General features: G+C 72.4%; 12 protein-coding genes and 1 pseudogene. 8 read left to right on the forward strand and 5 right to left on the reverse strand.

Going from position 1 to position 14,257, the window contains the following annotated elements; translation table 11 throughout:
* Positions 1-210: 210 nt before the first annotated feature.
* Complete coding sequence (locus tag ACZ5D2_RS37965) at positions 211-1,764, reverse strand: AMP-binding protein (protein ID WP_468935940.1); 1,554 nt, start codon at positions 1,762-1,764, stop codon at positions 211-213.
* Positions 1,765-1,918: 154 nt separating this feature from the next.
* Between ACZ5D2_RS37965 and ACZ5D2_RS37970 the strand changes: the two genes are divergently transcribed.
* From ACZ5D2_RS37970 to ACZ5D2_RS37985, 4 genes are all read left to right on the forward strand, one after another.
* Positions 1,919-3,106, forward strand: coding sequence for an amidohydrolase family protein (locus ACZ5D2_RS37970; protein ID WP_371677304.1), 1,188 nt, complete (start codon positions 1,919-1,921; stop codon positions 3,104-3,106).
* On the forward strand, positions 3,106-4,260 hold the full coding sequence (locus ACZ5D2_RS37975) for an acyl-CoA dehydrogenase (RefSeq protein ID WP_371677303.1): 1,155 nt from the start codon (positions 3,106-3,108) through the stop codon (positions 4,258-4,260). Before ACZ5D2_RS37970 ends, ACZ5D2_RS37975 begins: the two co-directional genes overlap by 1 nt.
* A gap of 5 nt (positions 4,261-4,265) precedes the next feature.
* Positions 4,266-5,174, forward strand: a complete 909-nt coding sequence (locus tag ACZ5D2_RS37980; protein ID WP_468935945.1) for an acyl-CoA dehydrogenase family protein — start codon at positions 4,266-4,268, stop codon at positions 5,172-5,174.
* Between the two features lie 368 nt (positions 5,175-5,542).
* A complete protein-coding gene (locus ACZ5D2_RS37985; RefSeq protein ID WP_371677302.1) occupies positions 5,543-5,998 on the forward strand; it encodes an ATP-binding protein in 456 nt (151 codons plus the stop codon).
* A 281-nt stretch (positions 5,999-6,279) separates the two neighbouring features.
* Here the strand turns inward: ACZ5D2_RS37985 and ACZ5D2_RS37990 are convergent, their stop codons facing one another.
* The gene (locus ACZ5D2_RS37990) at positions 6,280-6,912 is read right to left on the reverse strand and encodes a pentapeptide repeat-containing protein (protein ID WP_371677301.1); all 633 of its coding nucleotides are present in this window, start codon (positions 6,910-6,912) and stop codon (positions 6,280-6,282) included.
* A gap of 141 nt (positions 6,913-7,053) precedes the next feature.
* Here ACZ5D2_RS37990 and ACZ5D2_RS37995 point away from each other — a divergent pair, with 141 nt between their 5' ends.
* Both ACZ5D2_RS37995 and ACZ5D2_RS38000 read left to right on the forward strand, forming a co-directional pair.
* Complete coding sequence (locus ACZ5D2_RS37995) at positions 7,054-7,500, forward strand: SRPBCC domain-containing protein (protein WP_371677300.1); 447 nt, start codon at positions 7,054-7,056, stop codon at positions 7,498-7,500.
* Positions 7,497-7,859, forward strand: coding sequence for an ArsR/SmtB family transcription factor (locus ACZ5D2_RS38000; RefSeq protein ID WP_030241747.1), 363 nt, complete (start codon positions 7,497-7,499; stop codon positions 7,857-7,859). The genes ACZ5D2_RS37995 and ACZ5D2_RS38000 overlap by 4 nt, the downstream gene beginning before the upstream one ends.
* 64 nt (positions 7,860-7,923) lie before the next feature.
* On the opposite strand, the gene ACZ5D2_RS38005 is transcribed toward ACZ5D2_RS38000, so the two are convergent.
* A complete protein-coding gene (locus ACZ5D2_RS38005; protein WP_371677299.1) occupies positions 7,924-8,688 on the reverse strand; it encodes a GbsR/MarR family transcriptional regulator in 765 nt (254 codons plus the stop codon).
* Positions 8,689-8,949: 261 nt separating this feature from the next.
* Between ACZ5D2_RS38005 and ACZ5D2_RS38010 the strand changes: the two genes are divergently transcribed.
* Positions 8,950-9,618, forward strand: coding sequence for a DUF4097 family beta strand repeat-containing protein (locus ACZ5D2_RS38010; RefSeq protein ID WP_371677298.1), 669 nt, complete (start codon positions 8,950-8,952; stop codon positions 9,616-9,618).
* A gap of 55 nt (positions 9,619-9,673) precedes the next feature.
* Positions 9,674-11,956 carry a S9 family peptidase gene (locus ACZ5D2_RS38015; RefSeq protein ID WP_371677297.1) on the forward strand — a complete coding sequence of 761 codons (2,283 nt, stop codon included), beginning with the start codon at positions 9,674-9,676 and terminating at the stop codon, positions 11,954-11,956.
* A gap of 254 nt (positions 11,957-12,210) precedes the next feature.
* Here the strand turns inward: ACZ5D2_RS38015 and ACZ5D2_RS38020 are convergent, their stop codons facing one another.
* Positions 12,211-13,086: an immunity 49 family protein gene (locus ACZ5D2_RS38020; RefSeq protein WP_371677296.1), complete on the reverse strand. Its 876-nt coding sequence runs from the start codon at positions 13,084-13,086 to the stop codon at positions 12,211-12,213.
* Positions 13,083-14,257 (reverse strand): annotated as a pseudogene (locus ACZ5D2_RS38025) (hypothetical protein); the annotation flags it as partial. The pseudogene ACZ5D2_RS38025 and the gene ACZ5D2_RS38020, both read right to left, overlap by 4 nt.

Consider the following 14,257-nt stretch of genomic DNA (forward strand, 5'->3'; position numbering starts at 1 on the left):
CGGGGCTTCCGACGTGTGGGTGGATGGATTTCCCGGAGGCGGGTGGCCGGCCTTCGTGGGCCTCGGCTTCGGGTTTTCGTTTCCCGCCGCCGTTCCGGTGATCACTATCCTGCTGGGCCCGGAAGCCCCGGGGAAGGCCTTTCGACCGGCACCAAAGGGCCTGGCACTTTGGTGTCAGCAGGGCCGGCGGAAGACCCGGCCGGGGGCTCGTCAGGGGCGCGCGTAGCGTTCCCGCAGCCGGTACTTGAGGACCTTGCGCAGGGCGTCGTTGCGGGGCAGCGCGTCGACCAGTTCCAGCTGCTCGGGGAGCTTGTGCGGGGACAGGCCCTGGGCCCGGAGGTGGGCCGTCAGCTGGGGCAGGGTCAGGGGTGCCGCCCCCGGGGGCTGCTCGATCACGGCGCAGACGCGCTCTCCGCGCTCGGGGTCGGGGAGGCCGATGACGGCGACGTCACCCACGGCCGGGAGCAGGTGCAGGAGGTCCTCGATCTCCTTCGCCGAGATGTTCTCGCCCTTGCGGATGATCACGTCCTTGCTGCGGCCCGTGAGGACCAGGTGGCCGTCGGCGGTGAGGTGGCCGAGGTCGCCGGTGATCAGGTAGCCGTCGGCGTCGAAGGACTCCGCGGAGTCCTCGCGGCCCAGGTAGCCCCGGCAGACGGCCTCGCCGCGCAGCCGCACCTCTCCGTCGGTTCCCGCGGGCAGGGGTGCGCCGTCCGGGGTGGTGATGCGGACGGACATCGCGCGCGGGGGGCGGCCCTCGGTGGTGGCGAGGTTCTCCGGGGTGTCGTCCGGGGAGCCCATGGTGATCATCGGGACCTCGGTCATGCCGTACCCGTGGGTGAGCTGGCAGCCCAGCTCGCGCACCACCGCGTGGTAGATCTCCGGGGGCTTGGGGGCGCCGCCGCCGGCCAGCAGGCGCAGGGTGGGGATGAGCCGCGTCCCCGGGTCCTTGCGCTGTTCGGCCAGGAACAGGGAGTAGAAGGCGGTGGAGCCCCCCGCGACGGTGACGCCGTGGCGCCGGTACCCGTTCAGTGCGTCGGGCAGCGCGAACTTCTCGAAGAGCACCGCGGGGAACCCGTACAGCAGCAGCATCACCAGGTAGTCGGGGCCGCCTATGTGCGCGTACGGGAACGCGATCGAGCCGACGTCGGCGGGGGTCAGCCGCAGCGCGTCGGCGAGGCAGGTGCCGCCCGCGATGAGCGAGCGGTCGGTGTGCAGGACGCCCTTGGGGTCGGAGGTGGTGCCGGAGGTCCAGTAGATCCACCGTACGGAGGTCCCGTCGGCCGGCGGCGGGGGCAGGACGGCGGGGTCGCCGTCGGGGAGGGAGCCGTAGGCCTCGAAGACCCCGCGGGCGCCGATCCGGGCGGCCATCGCGCTGTGGTCGAAGCCGCGCCAGGTGCCGGGCACGGCGAAGAACTCGGCCTTGGCCTCGCGCAGCGCGAAGCCCACCTCGCGGTCGCGATAGAAGGGGATCACCGGCGACTGGACGGCGCCGAGCCGGGCCAGGGCGAGCGAGAGCAACACCGTCTCGATACGGGTGGGCAGCTGCCAGGCGACGACCGTGCCGGGGCGCACCCCCAGGCCGTACAGGCCGGCCGCGGCGCGTTCGGCGCGCTCGCGCAGCGCGCCGAAGGTCAGGACGCGGTCGTCGGCGGGGTCGTCGGCGGCCTCGATGAGGACGGGTGCGTCCGGGGTGCGGGCGGCCCGCCAGGAGACCAGGTCCCACAGGGTGGCGCTGCTGCTCGGATCCGTCACGGTGTCCGTCATCCCGGACCTCCCCTGGGCGTGGCAGTGGACGGTGGGCAAGGAGTCTGACGGATAGTCAGATCAAGCGCAGAGCGTAGGCCTCGGACGCTTGTCGGTCCAGGGGTGGCGGGGCTAGCTTGTTTCTGACGATCCATCAGATCGGATTGGGGAGACCATGGAACTGCCTCGGATCATCAGCGTCGACGACCACGTCATCGAACCGGCCCACCTGTTCGACGTGTGGCTGCCGGCCAAGTACCGGGACCGCGGCCCCAAGGCCCTCACGGCGGGCATCGGCGAGCTCGTCTACACCGGCGGCAAGTACGTCATCTCCATGGACCCCGACGGCCCGCCGACCGACTGGTGGATCTACGAGGACCTGAAGTTCCCGTACAAGCGCAACATCGCCGCCGTGGGCTTCGACCGGGACGACATGACCCTGGAGGGCATCACCCGCGAGGAGATGCGGCGCGGCTGCTGGGACCCCAAGGCGCGCCTCGCCGACATGGACCTCAACCACGTCGAGGCCTCGCTCTGCTTCCCGACCTTCCCGCGCTTCTGCGGCCAGACCTTCGCGGAGGCCCACGACAAGGAGGTCGCCCTCGCCTGCGTGCGCGCCTACAACGACTGGATGGTCGAGGAGTGGTGCGGCGACAGCGGCGGCCGCCTCATCCCGCTCTGCATCATCCCGCTCTGGGACATCGACCTGGCCGTCGCCGAGATCCGCCGCAACGCCGCCCGCGGCGTCCGCGCGGTGACCTTCTCCGAGATCCCCACCCACCTGGGGCTGCCGTCCATCCACTCCGGCTACTGGGACCCCTTCTTCGCCGTCTGCCAGGAGACCGGCACGGTGGTGAACATGCACATCGGGTCCTCGTCCCAGATGCCCGCGGCCTCCCCGGACGCCCCGCCCGCCGTCCAGGCCTCGCTGAGCTTCAACAACGCCATGGCCTCGATGATGGACTTCCTCTTCAGCGGCGTCCTCGTGAAGTTCCCGCGGCTCACCCTCGCCTACAGCGAGGGCCAGATGGGCTGGATCCCCTACGCCCTCGAACGCGCCGACGACGTCTGGCGCGAGCACCGCGCCTGGGGCGGGGTCCGCGACCTGATCCCCGAGCCGCCGTCCACGTACTACTACCGGCAGATCTACTGCTGCTTCTTCCGCGACAAGCACGGGATCGCCTCGCTCGACGTGGTCGGCCGCGACAACGCCACCTTCGAGACCGACTACCCGCACGTGGACTCGACCTTCCCGCACACCAGGGAGGTCGCCCTCGACCACGTGAAGGACCTCGACGCCGAGACCGTCCACAAACTGATGCGCGGCAACGCCATCCGCATGCTCGGCCTGGACCTCACCTGATGGACCTCACCTACACCGAGGAGGAACGGGACTTCCGGGCCCGGCTGCGCGAGTGGCTGGGCAAGACCCTGCCCGAGCTGCCCGCCAGGCCCTCCCCGGACGACTGGCCCGGCCGCCGCGCCTACGACCTGGGCTGGCAGCGCCGCCTCCACGACGCCGGGTACGCGGGCCTGCACTGGCCCGTCGACGCCGGCGGGCGCGGCGCCACCCCGACCCAGCACCTGATCTTCCTGGAGGAGACCGAACGCGCCGGCGCACCCTACGTCGGCGCGAACTTCGTCGGCCTGCTGCACGCCGGACCGACCATCGCCGCCGAGGGCACCGCCGGGCAGCGGGCCCGCTGGCTGCCGCCCGTCCTGCGCGGCGACGAGGTGTGGTGCCAGGGCTTCAGCGAGCCCGGCGCCGGCTCCGACCTGGCCTCCCTGCGCACGCGGGCGGTGCGCGACGGGGACGCGTACGTCGTCACCGGATCGAAGATCTGGACCTCGCACGCGGAGGTCGCCGACTGGTGCGAGCTGCTGGTGCGCACGGACCCGCAGGCCCCCAAGCACCGCGGGATCTCCTGGCTGGCCATGCCGATGGACGCGCCCGGGATCACAGTCCGGCCGCTGCGCACCCTCGCCGGGTCGGCCGAGTTCGCGGAGGTGTTCCTCGACGAGGTGCGGATCCCGGTCGCCAACCGGGTCGGGGAGGAGAACGACGGCTGGCGCGTGACGATGGTGACCCTCTCCTTCGAACGGGGCACCGCCTTCGTCGGCGAGGTCGTCGCCTGCCGGCGCACCCTGGCGCTGCTGGCCCGTACCGCGAAGGCGAACGGCCGCTGGGACGACCCCGTGCTGCGGCGCACCCTCGGCAGGCTCAACGGGGAGTTCGGGGCCCTGTGGCGGCTGACGCAGTGGAACGTCAGCGAGGCGCAGCGCTCCGGCGGCGTCCCCGGCACGGGCGGCAGCGTCTTCAAGCTGGCGTACTCCCACGCCCGCCAGGAGCTCTACGACGCGGCCGCGGAGGTGCTGGGCGCGGACTCCCTCTCGCTGGAGGAGGAGTGGACCCTGGACCGGCTCTCGTCCCTCTCGTACACGATCGCGGCGGGCACCTCGCAGATCCAGCGGAACATCGTCGCCGAGCGGATCCTCGGCCTTCCGAAGGGGCGGTGAGCGCCGTGGACTTCCAGCCAACGCAGGACCAGCGGGACCTGCGGGCGGGTGTACGGGACCTCCTCGCCGGACGGTACGGGCGCGAGGCCCTGCGGGCGTCGGTGGACGCCGGGGGCGCCCTGGACCGGGACCTGTGGCGGGAGCTGGGCGGGGCGGGCCTGTTCGCGCTGCGCCTGCCGGAGGAGCGGGGCGGGGTCGGGCTCGGCCTGCCCGAGGCGGTCCTCGTCTTCGAGGAGGCCGGGCGGGCCCTGCTGCCGGGGCCGCTGGTGGCCACCCACCTGGCCGCCGGGGCGGTCCCCGGCGCGGCGGAGGGGACGGCCGTGGTCACCGCCTTCGACCTGGACGGGCCGCTGGTGGCGCACCTGGGCGACGCCGACGCGGTGCTCGGGGAGGACCCGCTCCCCGCCGGGACCCCGGTGCGCTCGGCGGACCCGCTGACCCCGCTGTGGCGGGCGGAGCCGGCCGGGGGCGCGCAGGTGGACGCGTACCGGGAGGAGGGGGCGCTGCTGACGGCGGCCCTGCAGGTCGGGAGCGCGCTGCGGACGGTGGAGCTGGCGGTGCGGTACGCGGGGGAGCGCGAGCAGTTCGGGCAGCCGATCGGGGCGTTCCAGGCGGTCAAGCACCTGTGCGCGGACATGCTGGTGCGCGCCGAGGTGGCCCGTACGGCGGTCTACGCGGCGGCGGTGACGGCGGACGGCGCGGAGGTCGCGGCGGCCAAACTGCTGGCGGACGAGGCGGCGCTGCGGGGCGCCCGGGACTGTCTCCAGGTGCACGGCGGGATGGGCTTCACCTGGGAGGCGGACGTGCACCTGCACCTGAAACGGGCGTGGGTGCGGGCGCGGCAGTGGGGCACGGCGGCGCGGGCGGAGGAGTTCCTGGCGGAGCGGCTGCTGGAGGAGGCGGTGCTGCCGTAGGTAGCAGGCTGTGACGGGAACGGGGCCGCGCGGGCCGGGTCGGGCCGGGGCCGGCCGGGGCTGGGCACGGGAGGAACGACGTGGGACGCATGTCCGATTACAGAGAGTTGATATCGGTTTGTGTCCTTCGGCCGCCCCGATCCGGGCCGGAGGCAGGGGTGTGCTCCGGTACGCTCCCACGAATGCGAGCGGTTGAGCGGCGTGAGCGTCGCACAGTATGCACCACGCCTACTCCTTCGCGCTGGAATATGCCCGAAGCGCTTGTTGTGGTGACTGTATGTCAACCATGCTGCTCGGCAAGGGGATCACGAGCGGTGATCCCGCCCCGTCGCGAGGCGAAGTGTCCGCCGGTTCGGATGGTGTGAGCGGTGCAGGTGCTTCAGGTGCAGCTGGAGGTAGGACCGGATCCCGCCGAGGTCGGCCGGGCCCGCCGGTGGGCCCGGTCCAGGCTGGCGTGGTCCGGCATAGGGGACGACGAGCCGCTCGCCGAGACGCTGGTCCTGTTGATCTCCGAGCTGGTCACGAACGCGGTCGTGCACACGGGTTGTCCGGCCGTGCTGCGGATGTTGTTCGGCGGGCCGGGCGTGCGGGTCGAGGTCGCCGACACGAGCGACCGGGCGCCGGCCCGCCGGCAGGCCTGCGGCGAGGACACCGGCGGGCGCGGGCTGGAGCTGGTGGACGGGCTCGCCGACCGGTGGGGCTGGCAGCGCGAGGGTGCGGGCAAACGGATCTGGTGCGAGATCGACCGGGCGGAACCGGCGGCCCCCGCCGTGCGCCCCGACCAAGAATTTGCCCGGAGGCGGGAACCGCGCGTGTACCTCTAACGAGGTGTTGACGGTTCGTCACCTGTTGATCACCCTTGTGTTGAGCGATTCGTCGCGAGGGGACGCCAAGGGAGTGTTTCCTGCCTTGACGAGTGCGGGTCGTGGGGTGGCGGCTGCCGTGCCGCGCTCGGGGTGCGCACGAACGCACGCCGCCACCCGCAGGTTCCCGCCCGGTCGCGCGACCCGCGCGGCCCGGATCCGGGGGCCGTGGGTCCGGGCGGACGTGCACGTCCAGGGGGACCCGGAGCGGTCGACGGGCGGGGCGCCGGTCGGCGGTGGCGTCAGGGGCGGGGCGGACCCAGGGGTTCGATGACCCGTACGTCGCCCCCGCGTTCCCGGATCCAGTCCTCCAGTCCGGCTCCGGCGAGGGGGGTCCCTGACGCCCCGTCCGGGCCGTCGGCCAGTCGTGCCGGGCCGAACACGGTTCCCGTCAGGCCCGCCACGCGGGTGTCGTCGTCCAGGAGCACCTTGAAGGAGTTCTCCCGGAGTTCCGCGCCGCTGAGGTCCGCGCCGCGCAGGTCGGTGTTCAGCAGCGAGGCGCCGAGGATGCGGGCGCCGCGCAGGCGGGCGCCGCGGGCGTCGGTGCCGTAGAGCTCCGCGCGGACGAGGTCGGCCCCGTCGAGGACGGCTCCGCGCAGGTCGGCCCCGTCCAGCACGGCCCGGACGAAACAGGCGCCGGTGGCGTCGGCTCCGGTGAGGTCGGCGTCCTGGAGGCGGCAGCGGTAGAAGTCCGTGCCGGTCAGGCGGGCGCCCGCGAGGCGGGCGCCGATGAACAGGGCGCCCGAGAAGTCCGCCCCGGCGAGGTCCGCGCCGCCGAAGTCGAGCTCGGTCATGTCGGCCCCGTAGGGGCTCCCGTCCGCCAGCCAGCGCGCCAGCCAGTGGGCGGCCTCGGGGTCGGCGGCCCGGAACTCCATGGCAACCCCCTGTTGGCTGTGGCCCGCCCGTCGTCCGGACGAGGGTATCCGCCACGGGAAGTGCAACTCTCCGGTTGCGTCAGAGGGGGGTCAGGTGCAACCCTGGAGTTGCATCAATGGTGTCGAGGAAAGAGGCTCGTCATGATCCAGGACAGGATCGAACGCGAAACCCTGATCGAAGCGCCGCTGGAGCGGGTCTGGTCGCTGGTGACCGAACCCGGGTTCTGGGTGGCCGAACCGGAGAGCGTGGCCGGGACCGTCGCCCGGGAGGGCGAGTCGATGCTGGCGAAGAACCCCCAGTACGGGGACTTCCCGGTGCGCGTGGAGAAGGTCGAGCCGCCGACGTACGTCGCGTACCGCTGGGCCAGCGCCTTCCCGGGCGAGGAGCTGCGCGGGGACAACACCACCCTCGTGGAGTTCACGCTGACGCCCGAGGGGGACAAGACGCGGCTGCGCGTCGTCGAGAGCGGCTTCGCGGAGCTCCCCGGGGCCGAGGAACTGCGCGCCAAGGCACTGGAGGACAACACCGGCGGCTGGCCGCAGGTGCTCGACGCGTTCAAGAAGCGGGCCGAGGAGTCCTCGGCGTGACGGACCCGAGGCCGGGCGGCGCGGAGGGCGTGGACTCCGTACTCGCCGCGCTCGCCGACCCCACGCGGCGCCTGCTGCTCGACCTCCTCGCCGCGCGGGGCGAGGCCAGCGCGACCGCCCTCGCCGAGGGGGTCCCCGTCTCGCGCCAGGCCGTGGTCAAGCACCTCGCGGTGCTGGAGGCCGCCGGTCTGGTGCGCGGGGGACGGGTGGGGCGCGAGGTGCGGTACGCGGTCCGGCCCGCGGCGCTGGACGCGACGGCCCGCTGGATGGCCGCCCTCGCGGCCGACTGGGACCGCCGTCTGGCACGCATCAAGCTCCTCGCGGAGACGGCCGAGGCCGCGGAACGGGACGCCCCTTAGGGCGGCCCGCGTTCCGCGGCCTCGGCCGCACGCACGCACGCGCGGGCGGGCCGCCGGCCGCCGGCTATCCGCGGTCCGGGCCGGGAGCGGACGTGTCGGAGGCGTCGGCCGGGGTGCCCTCGGGCTTCGGGTGGAGGATGTCGCGCGCCTGGTCGGCGGCGCGGGAGATGCTCTCGGAGACGAAGTCGACGAAGCGGGCGATGTTTTCGAGGCGGACCGCGGCGGGGGTGTCGGGGCCGAGGACGCCGACGCCCTGGCGGGCGGTTTCGGCGAGCACGGCGGTGCCGCGGGCGCTGGCCATCATGGACTGGTACCAGACGTCGTTGTCGGCGACGTAGCGCTCGCGCCGCCGTTCGTCCCGTTCGCGGCGGACGAGGCCCTGGCCGTCGAGGTAGCTGATCGCCTTGGAGACGGACGCCGGGCTGACCTGGAGCCGCTGGACGAGTTCCGACGCGGTGAGGCTTCCCTCGTCGGTGGTGAACAGGCAGGTCAGCACCCGGGCCATCATCGTCGGCATGCCCGACTGTACGAGGACGGTGGTGAACGTCTCCTCGTACGCGCGCAGCGCCTCGGGGTCGCGCCCGTGCGCCGGCGGGGGAGTCTGGGGGCTCCGGGCCGTCGTCTGGCCGCGCCGGTGCGTGCGGCGTTCGGTGGCGCGCTGGGCCAGGTCGGCGCGGTAGCCGGTGGGGCCGCCGTTGCGCATGACCTCGCGGGTGACCGTCGAGGTGGGGCGGTCGAGGCGCCGGGCGATCTCCGCGTAGGCGAGGCCGTCGGCCACCCCCAGCGCGATCTGCTGGCGTTCCTGCTGGGTGAGCCTGCCTCCCGGCATCGCGGTCTCCTTCGTGCGTGGCCTGCGGCGGCCCTCGGCGGCCCTTCGTGGCCCCGGTGCCTCCAGCATAGCGTTCGCGTCCAATTCATTGCAACGTTCATGGCCATGACTGTTGCGTTAAACTCCAGATCATTGCAACGATATTCGGTATCTGACCTGCAGATATACCATTACTTCGCAACGAACCTGTTGCCTGACATGCGAACGCAACGTAGCTTTTGCGATGTCAGAAAACGCAGTCGGTCGAAGGAAGCAAACATCATGCAGAAGTTCCAGACCCCCGCCCCGATCTCCACCGTCCTCGACGTCCCCGCCGGGAGCGTCCGTTTCATCGCCACCGACCGGGACGACACCACCGTCGAGATCCTGCCCTCGCACGCCTCCAGGAGCCGCGACGTCAAGGCCGCGCAGCAGACCACCGTCGACTTCCGCGACGGCGTCCTGCGGATCGCCACCCCGGCGCCGAAGAACCAGGTCCTGGGCGCCACCGGCTCCATCGAGGTGACCGTCCAGCTGCCCGCCGGCTCCCGCGTCGAGGCCAAGGCCGCCGCCGCCGAACTCCGCGGTGTCGGACCCCTCGGCGAGGTCGCCTTCGAGGTCTCCCAGGGCTCGATCGAGCTCGACGAGGCCGCGGGCGCCCGCCTCGCCGCCCTGGCCGGCGACATCTCCGTCGGCCGCCTGCGCGGTGACGCCGACATCAGCACCCAGAAGGGCGACATCCGCGTCGCGGAGGCCCACGACGGCACCCTCACCCTGCGCACCAGCGCCGGCGACGTGAGCGTCGGCGCCGCCCGGGGCGTCTCCGCCTCCCTCGACGCCGGCACCGGCCACGGCCGCATCCAGAACGGCCTCCAGAACACCGAGGGCACCGCCGGCCTCACCATCCGCGCGACCACCGACTACGGGGACATCACCGCCCGCAGCCTGTGACGACCACTCCCTCTCCCCCCTTCAGCGACTCCAACTCAGGCAAAGGGCACCAAGAATGACCACCGATCAGGACTACCGGGCCGCCGAACAGCTCCTCAGCCGCCCCGCCCGCCCCGGCGAGCTCGTCACCGCCGACAAGGTCAGGCCGCAGTGGATCGACGGGGGCGCCCGGTTCTGGTACGCCGTGAGCGACGGCGCCGGCAGGCGCTTCGTCCTGGTCGACCCGACGGCGGGCACCCGCGAGCCGGCCTTCGACCACGCGCGGCTCGCCGCCGCGCTGGCCGACGCCTCCGGTCAGCCGGTCGACCCCGAGGCCCTGCCGTTCGCGGCCATCGACCTCCAGCCGGCCGCGAACGCGGTCGAGTTCTTCGCGCTGGGCGAGTACTGGCGCTGCGGCCTGGACGGCTACGTCTGCGAGCGCGCAGGGTTCACCCCGCCCGGCAGCCCCCTGGAAGTCCCCTCACCCGACGGCAAGGTCGCGGTGTCCCGGCGGGGACACGACCTGTGGGCCCGCTCGCTGTCCGACGGCCGCGAGTGGCCGCTGACCACCGACGGCGAGCCCGGCAACCAGTACGGCCCCGGCCCCGAATGCACCGCCAACACCACCCTGCTGGCCAAGATCGGCCTGCCGTACCTGCCGCCCGCGCTGGCCTGGTCGCCCGACTCCACGAAGGTACTGGCGCACCAGACCGACGAACGCGACGTCCGCGAGACCCACCTCGTACAGGCCCGGCCCGCCGACGGCGGAGCGCCCCTCCTGCACACCCAGCGCTACGCCTACCCCGGCGACGAGCACGTGCCGCTCGCCCGGCTGGTCGTGCTCGACGTCGCCGAAGGCACCGTCGTCCGCGCCCAGGCCGACCCGCTCCTCATGCCGCAGCTGTCGCCGATCGCGACGAAGTGGGCCCGGTGGGCCCCGGACGGCTCGGCCGTGTACTACCTGGACCGGCCCCGCGACCTGCGCACCCTCACCCTGCACCGGATGGACCCGGCCACCGGCGAGGTCACCACCGTCCTCAGCGAAAGCGGTACCACCCGCGTCGAACCCAACCAGTGGGCGTACGAACCGCCCATCGTCGAGATCCTGGCCGACGAGGTGCTCTGGTACTCACAGCGCGACGGCTGGGGCCACCTCTACCGCTACGACCTGCGCACCGGCGCGCTCCTGGGGCAGGTGACCTCCGGCGAGTGGGTCGTGCGGCAGATCCTGCACGTCGACGAGACAGAGCGGGTGGTGTACTTCACCGCCTCCGGGCTCGTCGAAGAGGACCCGTACCGGCGCACGGTCTGCCGGGCCGCCCTCGACGGCTCCGGCTTCGCCAAGGTCACCGACGACGAACTCGACCACGTGGTCACCCTCGCGCCCGGCCGGGACTGCTTCATCGACTCCGCGTCCACCGTGGACACCCCGCCGGTGACCCGCGTCCTCGACTGGTCCGGCCGCGTCCTGACCGAGCTGGAGCGCGCCGACGTCAGCAGGCTCACGGCGACCGGCTGGACCGCGCCGGAACGATTCCGCGTCAAGGCCGCCGACGGCGTGACGGACATCTACGGCATCCTCTACCGCCCCCGCGGCTTCGACCCCGCCCACCACTACCCGGTGGTGGACCACCTCTACCCCGGCCCGCAGGTCACCCGGGTCGCCCCGTGCTTCGACCCCGGCGGCATGGGCCTCGACGCGGAGCCGCTCGCCGCACTCGGCTTCGTGGTGATCGCACTGGACGGCCGCGGCACCCCGGGCCGCAGCAAGGCCTTCCACGACGCCTCGTACGGGAACCTGGCCGACGCCGGCTCCCTGGCCGACCACGCGGCGGCACTGCGGCAGCTCGCCCGGACCCGGCCGTGGATGGACCTGGACCGCGCGGGCGTCCTCGGCCACTCGGGCGGCGGCTTCGCCGCGGCCCGCGCCATGCTCGACCACCCCGACGTCTACAAGGCCGGCGTCGCCCTCTCCGGCCCGCACGACGCCCGCCACTTCAACCTGGGCTTCGTCGAGACCTACGACGGCGCGGACGACCCCGAAGCCTGGGCCCGCACCTCCAACGTCGACCTCGCCGACCGGCTGGAAGGCAAACTCCTCCTCATCCACGGCGAAATGGACGACCAGGTCCACCCCGACCACACCCTGCGCCTGGCCGACCGGCTCTTCGCCGCGGACAAGGACTTCGAGCTGCTCATCGTCCCCGGCGCCGAGCACACGTTCCTCGACTGCCTGTCCTACGTCCGCAAGCGCTGCTGGGACTTCCTGGTCCGCGAACTGACGGACACGAAGCCCCCCGCCTACCGCCCGGCCCCGATCGCGATCAGCCCGGCCATGCTCGCGGACCTGTTCGCCTGACAGCACGTCCCCCGACCGGCCGCTGCCGCTGCCGCCTCCGCCTCCGCCTCCGCGAAGGCGGCTACCGGTCGGCTCGAACCCGTCATCGTGGCGCCGGCGGGACCATCAGGGGAGGGACCCCCCCGTGCACCCCGGCCCTATGCGCGATGCCAGTCGCGGACAAGGCGACCTTCGTCGTCCCAGACGGTCTCTGGGACAAGCCGTTCCTGATCCCGTCGAGGTAGACGTCAAGGCAGACCTGCGCCGGGCTCATTTCACACCTCGAACTCACCGAGCCAGGAACGCTTCAGCAGGTGTACGGGCAGGTACGGGGACTCGACGTCGACCGGGATCCCGCCGTCGTAGGCGAGACAGGCCACGGCCAGGAGCGCGACCGGCACCCTGCCCTCGATGTCTTCGGCCCGCTCGGGGGTGGCCGTCCAGTACCGCTTGTGGAGTTCCAGGGCTTCCACGAGTGCCGCGTGGAAGCCCTCCTCGTCCTTGCGCAGGAACTTGTAGAAGAGGTTGATCGGCGGGTACGCCACCTGCTGGATGTACTCGCGTCCGGCGATCAGCGCGACGTCCGGGTGCGACCTGTCGAAGGTGGCCGTCAGCTCCTCCACCAGCTCGGGCCGCTTGAGCCAGTACGCCTGCAACGTCGCCACCCAGTGGTACAGGTAGTCGTCGTGGTCCGCACCCGACGCCCGCAGGACGTCGACCGGCAACTCGCACAGCTCCGTCATCCGCGCCTGGTCACGCGTGATGATCGCGTACCAGAACGCCTCGACCCACGCCGAGGCGCGCGCGTGGTGGTTCGGACCCGTCGCGGGCAGGGTGCGCATCTCGTGGTGGATGCGCACCTGCGTCGCACCCTCGGTCATTCCCGCCGTACGGAACAGCGCGGCCCCCAACTGCGCGGCGTCGACCACCGTCTCCCACGTCGTCAGCTCTTCGGCCGTCGGATCGACCAGCGTCCGGGACTGCACGTGCAGGTCAGCCTGACTCCAGACCCGCCCGAGCTGACCCGGGAGCACGGCGAGCTCGTCGATGTTCGCGACCAGCCGCTCGTCCTGGCCCCTGACCCAGTCCGCGCTCTCGGGCTGGGGGCCGGCGTGGCTCTCCACGATGACCGTCATCTCTTCCCCTGTCACTTGCCGATGTCAAAGCGCTGAATCGTATGCCCGGTGTACGTACCGGCGTTGTCGGCGCCCTTGACCACCACGTAGTCGATCTTGTTTGCCTTCAGTGCGGCATCGAGCTTGTCGAAGAGCGCCTTCTCCGCCGGGTTCGTTCTACCCCGCTTCTCCATCTGCGCGAGGATGTCTTCGAAGTACGCACGGGTGCCCTGCGACACCCGGTCGCCGCCTATGCGCCGCTCACCGAGCTCGGTGCCGACGTTGCCCTTGGCCTCGACCACCACATACCGGTCGCCGTGCTTGTAGACCTGGTCGAACTGGTCGTTGCCGTTCGCCGGACCGAAGACCTTCTCCTCCTTGGCGCCCGGGAACTCCTTCGGTATCGCGTGCTCGCGGGCGATCGCCTCGCCGAACGCCTCGCTCTTCTTGGAGAGCGCCTCGTGGAAGGGCTTGTGGTCGGCCCTGGCCTGTTCCATCGCGGCCAGGGTCTCGTCGGTACCCGCCGCCTTGTGCGCCGCCTTGGCGTCGGCGTAGTCCGTGTGCGGCTTGCGGTCCGCCTGCATGGCGTCCCAGCGGTCCTTCGCCGCGCTGTCGAGCTTGTCGGTCATCTCTTTGGTGACCGTGGGGTGGTCATGGCCGACCGTCTTGGCGTCGGCCAGGTAGTCCGGCGGGATCGGCGGCGGCAGCTCCGACTTCGGAATCCACTTGCCCGGTTCGACCTCGACCAACTGCGGCGGGACGAGTCCGGTGTGGTCCGGAACGACCCTCAGCCGGTGTCCGAGCTTGTTGTAGTACTGCTGGCGGTACCCGTCGGCCGGGTCGTTCGCCCGGTGGACCTGGTACTCCATGATCTGCTTGCGCTCGGCGGTCGTGTAGTCGTGCGGGTTGTCCCGGTGCGGCGGGAGCTCCGGGCGCTCGCCGTGCCCGGGAGCCACCGGGCCGGTGCCGTCGGCGCCGTGGCCCGGCTCGTGGCCGAGGTTGTCGGGGAGGCCGGAGCCACCCTGGTGCGGGAGACCGCCGCCGCCCTGGTGCGGGATGCCACCGCCGTCGCCCTGGTGCGGGACTCCGCCGCCGTCGCCACCGTGGGCGGTGCCGCCGGTGGGGGTGGTGTCGGTGCCGCCGTGGCCGGGGGTGGTGCCGCCGGGTTCGGTGTGGCTGTTGTGGGCGCCGTTGTCCGCGGCGCCGC

It is taken from the genome of Streptomyces sp. NPDC031479, assembly GCF_055581065.1.